This is a genomic window from Acidovorax sp. CF316 (assembly GCF_000276605.1).
Classification (GTDB): Bacteria; Pseudomonadota; Gammaproteobacteria; order Burkholderiales; family Burkholderiaceae_C; genus Acidovorax.
In genome coordinates this window covers 21,888-29,395 of sequence record NZ_AKJX01000167.1, presented here as the reverse complement: position 1 = coordinate 29,395, position 7,508 = coordinate 21,888, and the positions used below count along the sequence as shown (strand labels likewise).

Annotated in this window: 7 protein-coding genes and 1 riboswitch; of the genes, 5 read left to right on the top strand and 2 right to left on the bottom strand. The window is 69.6% G+C overall.

Features of this window, described 5'->3' with window-relative positions; translation table 11 throughout:
* Positions 1-857 (top strand): cytosine permease (locus PMI14_RS21640; protein WP_007857519.1); only part of this gene is annotated, 857 nt, incomplete at its 5' end.
* Positions 858-869: 12 nt separating this feature from the next.
* On the opposite strand, the gene thiD is transcribed toward PMI14_RS21640, so the two are convergent.
* Complete coding sequence (gene thiD / locus PMI14_RS21635; protein WP_007857518.1) at positions 870-1,733, bottom strand: bifunctional hydroxymethylpyrimidine kinase/phosphomethylpyrimidine kinase; 864 nt, start codon at positions 1,731-1,733, stop codon at positions 870-872.
* Positions 1,734-1,802: 69 nt separating this feature from the next.
* A riboswitch (TPP riboswitch) is annotated at positions 1,803-1,922 on the top strand.
* A gap of 46 nt (positions 1,923-1,968) precedes the next feature.
* On the opposite strand from thiD, the gene PMI14_RS21630 reads away from it, so the two are divergent.
* Genes PMI14_RS21630 through PMI14_RS21615 form a run of 4 tightly spaced genes read left to right on the top strand, consistent with a single transcriptional unit; the run spans position 1,969 to position 5,013 of the window.
* A complete protein-coding gene (locus tag PMI14_RS21630) occupies positions 1,969-3,096 on the top strand; it encodes an FAD-dependent oxidoreductase (protein WP_007857517.1) in 1,128 nt (375 codons plus the stop codon).
* Positions 3,093-3,290 carry a sulfur carrier protein ThiS gene (gene thiS / locus PMI14_RS21625; RefSeq protein ID WP_007857516.1) on the top strand — a complete coding sequence of 66 codons (198 nt, stop codon included), beginning with the start codon at positions 3,093-3,095 and terminating at the stop codon, positions 3,288-3,290. The genes PMI14_RS21630 and thiS overlap by 4 nt, the downstream gene beginning before the upstream one ends.
* Before the next feature lie 15 nt (positions 3,291-3,305).
* Positions 3,306-4,112: a thiazole synthase gene (locus PMI14_RS21620; RefSeq protein ID WP_007857515.1), complete on the top strand. Its 807-nt coding sequence runs from the start codon at positions 3,306-3,308 to the stop codon at positions 4,110-4,112.
* Positions 4,105-5,013, top strand: coding sequence for a thiamine phosphate synthase (locus tag PMI14_RS21615; RefSeq protein ID WP_007857514.1), 909 nt, complete (start codon positions 4,105-4,107; stop codon positions 5,011-5,013). Before PMI14_RS21620 ends, PMI14_RS21615 begins: the two co-directional genes overlap by 8 nt.
* A gap of 247 nt (positions 5,014-5,260) precedes the next feature.
* Here the strand turns inward: PMI14_RS21615 and PMI14_RS21610 are convergent, their stop codons facing one another.
* Positions 5,261-7,504: a FimV family protein gene (locus tag PMI14_RS21610; RefSeq protein ID WP_238541878.1), complete on the bottom strand. Its 2,244-nt coding sequence runs from the start codon at positions 7,502-7,504 to the stop codon at positions 5,261-5,263.
* Positions 7,505-7,508 lie beyond the last annotated feature (4 nt).

The window sequence follows — 7,508 nt, the reverse complement described above, 5'->3', positions numbered from 1 at the left end:
GGCCGGTGCTGGCCACGCTGCTGTGGGGCGGTGTGGTGATGCTGCTGATCAGCGCATCCATGGTGCAGCTGGTGCGCAAGCTGATTGCGCGCGTGGCCTTGCCATTGGTGGTGCTGTCGCTGCTGTGGCTGAGCTGGCAGTTCCTGTCGCTGGCCCACGCCCAGGGCTTCGATCAGCTGTGGAACCGCCCCGGCGCCGGCGGCATGGGCGTGCTGCCTGCGCTGGACCTGGTGATCGCCATGCCTATCTCGTGGCTGCCTCTGGTGGCCGACTATGCGCGCCACGGCAAGCATGGTGGATCGGCGCTGCGCGGCACCTGGCTGGGTTACGCGCTGGCCAACATGTGGTGCTACACGCTCGGCGTGCTGGTGGCGCTGACCCTGCCGAGCAAGGACCTGGTGCAGGCCCTGCTGCTGGCCCAGGGCGGGCTGATCGCACTGTCGCTGATCCTGATCGACGAGGTAGACAACGCCTACGGCGATGCCTATTCGGGCGCCGTGTCGGCCCACAGCCTGCTGCCGCGCTGGGGTGTGCGCCGCTGGGGCATCGTGATGGCCGCAGGCTGCACTGCGCTGGCGCTGGTGCTGCCCATGCACAGCCTGGAGCCCTTCCTGCTGCTGCTCAGCTCGGTGTTCGTGCCCCTGTTCGGCGTGATCCTCGGCCGCCTGGCCTTTGGCACCGATGCCCCGGCGCTGCTGCAGCGCGCGGCCCAGGTCCATTGGCTGCCCGTGGCCATCTGGCTGGTGGGCATCGCGGTCTACCATGTGGCGCCGCTGGTGCTGCCGGGCGCGGGATCGGCGCTGCCGGCGCTGGTGTTCAGCTTCGCTCTGGCCTGGGTAACACGACCCAAAGCCTGACTGGTTGATTGATCAGAAAACCCGCTGCGCCACCGGCGCATAGCCATGGTTCAGCGGGCCATGGCCGCCACCGGTGACCACCTGGGCACCCGCGGCGATCGCGCCCAGGATGTAGGCGCGGGCGCTTTCCACCGCCTGCTGCAGCGGCTGGCCCAGGGCCAGGTGCGCGGCGATGGCGGACGACAGCGTGCAGCCCGTGCCATGGCCATTGTGCGTGGCGATGCGGGCCGACTGCAGGCGGTGACCGGCCTGGCCGGGCGCCGTGGCCAGCACATCCACCACCCAGTCGCCCGGCAGGTGACCGCCCTTGAGCAGCGCGGCGCGTGCACCCAGGCCCAGCAGATCCTGCGCGGCCTGCTCCAGGTCATCCATGCCCGCCAGGGTGCGGCCCAGCAGCCAGCCGGCCTCGTCGAGGTTGGGCGTGATCACCTCGGCCAGCGGGAACAGCTCCCGCACCAGCACACCGACCGTCTCCTGCGCGATCAGGCGGTCGCCGCTGGTGGCCACCATCACCGGGTCGAGCACCACGTGGGGCAACCGGTATTCGCGGATGGCGTTGGCGACCACGTGCACCACCTCGGGCGAATGCAGCATACCGATCTTCACCGCATCGACGCCGATGTCCTGCACCACGGCGTCGATCTGGGCCTTGAGCATTTCGGGCGGAATGCCGTGGATGCCCGTCACACCCCGGGTGTTCTGCGCGGTGATGGCCGTGATGGCGGTCATGCCGTAGCAGCCCAGCGCGGCAAAGGTCTTGAGGTCGGCCTGGATGCCTGCGCCGCCCCCGCTGTCGGAGCCGGCGATCGAGAGCACGCGCGCATAGCGCGGGGCCGTGGAGGGCCCTGCGGCCGCGTTGGAAGGGGCTGAAGTCATAGGGCCGAAATTATCCCTTATGACCTGGGTCAGCCAACGGCAGGGGCAATGTGCTGTAATTGCGGTTCACGGACGAAACAGGGGTGTCCCGCCGATACGGCGTGCGACTGAGAAAATACCCTGGGGCTGCGTGCGGCCCCGCTACCCGATCCAGGTCATGCTGGCGTGGGGAGTTTCCACAGCGACGGTAAGCAGCCATCCCGTTTTGTCCACCTGTTGTTGCACAGCTGGACGCATGACCCTTTCTTCCTCCTCGTCGTTTGCCATTCTGGGCGCAGGCCTCATGGGCCGGCTGCTGGCCGTCGAACTGGCGCGCCAGGGCCACGCCGTGGACATCTACGACGCCGCGGGCCCTGCGGCCGAGCAGTCAGCCGCCACGGTGGCCGCCGCCATGCTGGCGCCGCTGGCGGAGTCGGCGGTGACCGAACCGGGCGTGGTGCGCATGGGCCAGCACGCCCTGGTGCGCTGGCCACAACTGCTTTCGCAGTTGGCACAACCGGTGTTCTTCCAGCAGGAAGGCACGCTCATCGTCTGGCACCGGCAGGATGCGGCCGAGGCCCAGCGCCTCACCCTCCAGTTGCAGACCAACCACCGGGCCATCCCCGATCTGCCAGCACTGCAGGTGCTTGACGGCACGGGCCTGGCCACGGTGGAGCCAGCCCTGGCCGGGCGCTTCACCAAGGGCCTTTACCTGCCTGGAGAAGGCCAGCTCGACAACCGCCAGTTGCTGGCCGCCCTGCTGCACGAGATGCAGCGCCTGGGTGTGCGCACGCACTGGCATGCGCCGCGCCACCCCGATGCTTTTGCCCCCGGCGAGCCGAGCCAGCCCGACTGGGTGCTGGACTGCCGCGGCCTGGGTGCGCGCGACCCGTGGCGCGCGCTGCGCGGCGTGCGCGGCGAGGTGGTGCGTGTGCATGCACCCGAGGTCACGCTGCAGCGCCCCACGCGCCTGGTGCACCCGCGCTACCCGATCTACATCGCGCCCAAGGAAGACCATCTCTTCGTGATCGGCGCGACCGAGATCGAGTCCGACGACCTGTCGCCCGCGAGCGTGCGTTCCACCCTGGAACTGCTGAGCGCCGCCTACGCCGTGCACAGCGGCTTTGCCGAGGCGCGCATCGTGGAGGTGGCCACCCAGTGCCGCCCCACCCTGCCCGACAACCTGCCCGCCATCCGCCAGCAGCGCCCGGGGGTGCTCGAAGTCAACGGCCTGTACCGCCACGGCTTCATGATCGCGCCGGCCATGCTGGACGTGGTGATGGAAGTGCTGGGCACGGGCCGGTCCGCCCTCGCCCCCCGATTCGATTTGAACTTGCAGTTGCTGCAACAGCCCCACGAGGCTGCGGCCGCCCTATCGCCATGAACGTTTCCATCAATCAGATCCCGCACGAGCTGCCCGAAGGCGCCACCGTCGCCGCCGCAGTGGCCGCCATCGCCGCGCGCCCGCCCTTTGCCGTGGCCGTGAACACCATCTTCGTGCCCAACAGCCGCTATGCGGCGCAAGCCTTGAACCCGGGTGACAAGGTCGAAGTCATTTCCCCCGTCACCGGCGGCTGAACCCCTCCCACCACCATGACCACACCCAACGATCCCCTGGTCCTGTACGGCCAGACCTTCGCCAGCCGCCTGCTGCTGGGCACCTCGCGCTACCCGTCGCCAGCGGTGCTGGAGGCTGCGGTAAAGACCTCGCGCCCCGCCATGGTCACGGCCTCGCTGCGCCGCCAGGGCAGCAACCCGGCCGAGTCGGGCAGCAGCTTCTGGGAGCTGCTGCGCCGCCTGGACGTACCCGTGCTGCCCAACACCGCGGGCTGCCACAGCGTCCAGGAGGCCATCACCACCGCGCAGATGGCACGCGAGGTGTTCAACACCCCGTGGATCAAGCTCGAACTGATCGGCGACGACTACACCCTGCAGCCCGACACGCTGAACCTGGTGGGTGCGGCCGAGCACCTGATCAAGGAAGGCTTCCAGGTGCTGCCCTACTGCACCGAGGATTTCGTGCTCTGCCAGCGCCTGGTGGACGTGGGCTGCGAGGCCGTGATGCCCTGGGCCGCGCCCATCGGCACCGGCCGCGGCCCGGTGAACCCCTATGCGCTGCAGATGCTGCGCGAGCGGCTGAAAGTGCCCATGCTGGTGGACGCCGGCCTGGGCCTGCCCTCGCATGCCTGCCAGGTGATGGAGTGGGGCTACGATGGCGTGCTGCTCAACACCGCCGTGGCCCTGGCCCAGGACCCCGTGGCCATGGCCGGCGCCTTTGCCAATGCCGTGCACGCTGGCCGCACGGCACGCCTGGCCGGTGCCATGTCAGCGCAGGACGCCGCCCAGCCCAGCACCCCCGTGCTGGGCACCCCCTTCTGGCACCACGACGACCATGCCTGATACCGCCCCCACCGAACTGGCCAAGGCCATCGTGGCGCACCATGCCGCCACGTTTGCAGGCTTCGCGCCGCAACCTGTGCCCACGCCCACCTCCGGCGAGCCCGCCTACCTGGCGGCGCTGCAGGCGGCCAGCACCCTGGGCTTCATCGCCCACGATGCCGAGTGCATCGCCCGCGCCTGGCAGGCCCGTACCGTACGCACCGGCGCCGTGAACCCCGAGGCCTGGCCCGACGAGCCCGCCGACTTCGGCCTGCAGGGCCTGCCGCGCGCGCAGGCCTTTGCCACCGGCCCCGATGCGTTGGGCCTGTACGCCGTGCTGCCCGATGCCGCCTGGGTCGGCCGCATGGCCCGCGCAGGCGTGCCCACGGTGCAACTGCGCTTCAAGTCGGACGACCCGGCCGCCATCGAGCGCGAGGTCAACGCCGCCGTGCAGGCGGTGCAGGGCACTGGTGCCCTGCTGTTCATCAACGACCACTGGCGCGCTGCGATCAATGCCGGCGCCTACGGCGTGCACCTGGGGCAGGAAGACCTGGACGCACTGAGCGCGGCCGACCTGCAGACCTTGCGCACATCGGGCATTCGCCTGGGCGTGAGCACCCATGGCTATGCCGAGATGCTGCGTGCCGATGCCGTGGGCCCGAGCTACATCGCCATGGGCGCCGTATTCCCCACCACGCTCAAGAAGATGGCCACCGCGCCACAGGGTGTGGGCCGGCTGCACGGCTATGCACGGTTGCTGCGCAGCTACCCGCAGGTGGCGATCGGGGGCATCGGGCAGGCGCAGTTCCCCGAGGTGCTGGCCACGGGCGTGGGCTCGATCGCCGTGGTGCGTGCGCTGGTCAATGCGCCCGACCCGGAAGAGGCGGCGACGGCGCTGATGCAGGCCATGCAAGGCGCCTAGTGTCCTGTCCCGCAAATAAATGCCCATAAAACCGCGTCTTTCACGCCAGGGCAGCGTTGCAAATCCTCGCGATAGCTACGGCTATCGCTGCGGTTTGCGCCTTGCCCTGGCGCGAAATCCATCGGTTTTATTTTTGGCATCTATTTACGGGACAGAACACTAGCCAGCGCTTGCGCGACGCAACGCATCGGGGTCCGTCCGCTTGGCGGCCCCACAAGAAAACAGGCCCTAAGGGCCTGTTTTCTTGCTACTTTCTGCGTTCGATGTCGTCCTTGCGCTGCTCCAGCTCCAGGCGCAGCTCCATGAGGTCGTTCTCCGCACCGAAGCCCACGGCCTGGCCGGCTGGCGGTGGGGGCGTGACCGGCACGGGCGGCAGGTCGCTCAGCGTCAGGTGCAGGGGCTCGGACAGGTCCACGTCCAGGCTCACCGACGACTTGGTATAGGTGGCCGGTGGGTTGCGCGGCTGCGCCGAGGTCAGCGGGGCTGGTGCCGAGGAAACCCCGCCGATGGGTGCCATTCCCGAAGCGGGCTCCAGGGTCAGCTCGGCAGGGCCGGACTGCCGCGCCATCGGCGCGGGCGCAGACGATGCCGGGGCACCACCGAAGTCGAACTCCAGGCTGGCGGCCAGCGAGTCGAGCGGGAAATCGGGTTCCGTATTCTCCAGCGGCATGAGAAAGTTCAGGCCCTTCTCGGCGGCGGCTTCGAAAGAAACCTCCGTGGGCGTGGTGCGCTTGCGCGGTGGCGGCGCTCCCCGCATGCTCGGCGGCGTGGTCTGCGCGATGCCCAGCAGCAGCAGCAGGTCATCGTAGGCAGCCAGATCGAAGGGCTCGGCCGCCTGGTTGCCTGCACGGTGGAACAGGAACTTGTCCAGCGTGTGCAGCACGGCTGGCGAGCTCCACTCGGCCTCGATCTCGGCCAGTGCGTCGGGGTAACGGTCCAGCGGACGGCCCTGGCGGTTGAAGGCCGAGAACTCGGGCACCTTGGCGTTGAAGTAGCGCATGAACTGCGAGCGCAGCTGCATGAAGTCTTCGGCGCGGCTCAGGGTGTGGAACAGGCGCAGCAGCTCCAGGTAGGCCACGGGCGTGGTTTCCTTGTGGTCCACGATGTGCTTGCGCAGCACCTCCACCGCCTGGTTGTGCTCGCCTACCGAGACAAAGAACTCGGCCTGCTGCTGGATGTCGAACACGTCGTCGGGGTTGACGATCTTCAGGGCCCGTGCCGGCTCGGCGGCGGGGGCTGCCGCCTTGGCCTGCACCGGCAGCCGGACGGCCGCGGCCGCAGCCACCGCCGTGGGCGCGGCATACAGCGGCGCTGGCGCGGACGCAGTCTTGACATCCTTGAACAGTGCGGCACTGCCGGACGGTGCCAGCAAATCGCCCTTCACCGATGGGACAGGCAGGGTTTCGAGCGGTTCCCATCCGGGATCGACCTGCCCTGCCGTGGGGGCGCTGGAATCGACCGCGCTGACCTTGACCGACTCGCGCCACGACTTCTCGGACAGAACGGCCTGGCGGCTTGCACGCTGCCACACCCAGGCCAGCAGGCCCAATGCGAGTGCCAGCAAGGCCCCCAGCACATACACGACCGTGGCCGGAAAGCGCTCCTGCGCCTCGTCGAGCTGCTGCTGCAATTGCTGCGTGGCAGCGAGCTGCTGGGCCGAGCCCGCCTTCACGGCCTTGGCCTCGGCCTCCAGCACGCGCAGGCGCTCGGCGTCCTGCGCCAGGCTTTCGGGCGTGGCGTTCAGGGCCTTCCAGGCAGCGGCCGCCTCGGCGCGCAGGGGCGACGAGTCCTCCGCCGGGGCGGACAGCAGCTGGGTCGTGGCCCGCAGGGCCACCGGGCTTTCCAGCCACAGGTCCAGTGGCTCCAGCACCAGGCGCGGGCCAGCAGCTGCAGGCGCCGGTGCCTGCGCACTGGCCATCACGCGCGCATTGGCACGGGGGGCCGCAGATGCCGGGGCGCTGGCCCGCGGCGCAGCGCTGGCAGCCCTGGCAGGGGCCGACCGGGCCGGCGCCTCCGCAGCGCCACGGGCCGGGGCACCGCCCGCAGCGCGGTCAGAAGGGGAAGAGGCATTGGCCAGGCCCGATGCACCGGCACCGATGCCGCCCGCCAGCGCAGGTGACACGACCGGCAGTTGCCCGGCTGCCACAGGGGGAACCCGCCCAGGCGGGTCTGCCAGAAAGGTGTAGCTGCGCGTCACCTTGCCCGCACAGCCAGCGGTGAGCGTGACGGTCAGAACTGGCTCGTCGACGACCGAGGAGGTCTGCACGCGGATGGATGCTGCACGCCCGGCCGACTCGGCCTGGGGTGTCACGCGCACCCGGGCGGGGCTGACAGGGGTATCACCCGCGACAAGAGTGGCTCCGATACATGACGATGCGACGTCAGAACCCTGGTCTGGCTGGATGTCGAAGCTCAGATCGACCGGCGAACCGATCACCACGGCGCCCCGGCCGCTGCCCAGCGAAAGCGCCGAGGCGCCCAGGGCAACCACCCAC

What these genes read in the sequence shown, in the direction of transcription:
- thiD (WP_007857518.1), bottom strand. Translation starts at nt 1,733, where the DNA reads ATGACTTCAGCCCCTTCCAACGCGGCCGCAGGGCCCTCCACGGCCCCG.
- PMI14_RS21630 (WP_007857517.1), top strand. Translation starts at nt 1,969, where the DNA reads ATGACCCTTTCTTCCTCCTCGTCGTTTGCCATTCTGGGCGCAGGCCTC.
- thiS (WP_007857516.1), top strand. Translation starts at nt 3,093, where the DNA reads ATGAACGTTTCCATCAATCAGATCCCGCACGAGCTGCCCGAAGGCGCC.
- PMI14_RS21620 (WP_007857515.1), top strand. Translation starts at nt 3,306, where the DNA reads ATGACCACACCCAACGATCCCCTGGTCCTGTACGGCCAGACCTTCGCC.
- PMI14_RS21615 (WP_007857514.1), top strand. Translation starts at nt 4,105, where the DNA reads ATGCCTGATACCGCCCCCACCGAACTGGCCAAGGCCATCGTGGCGCAC.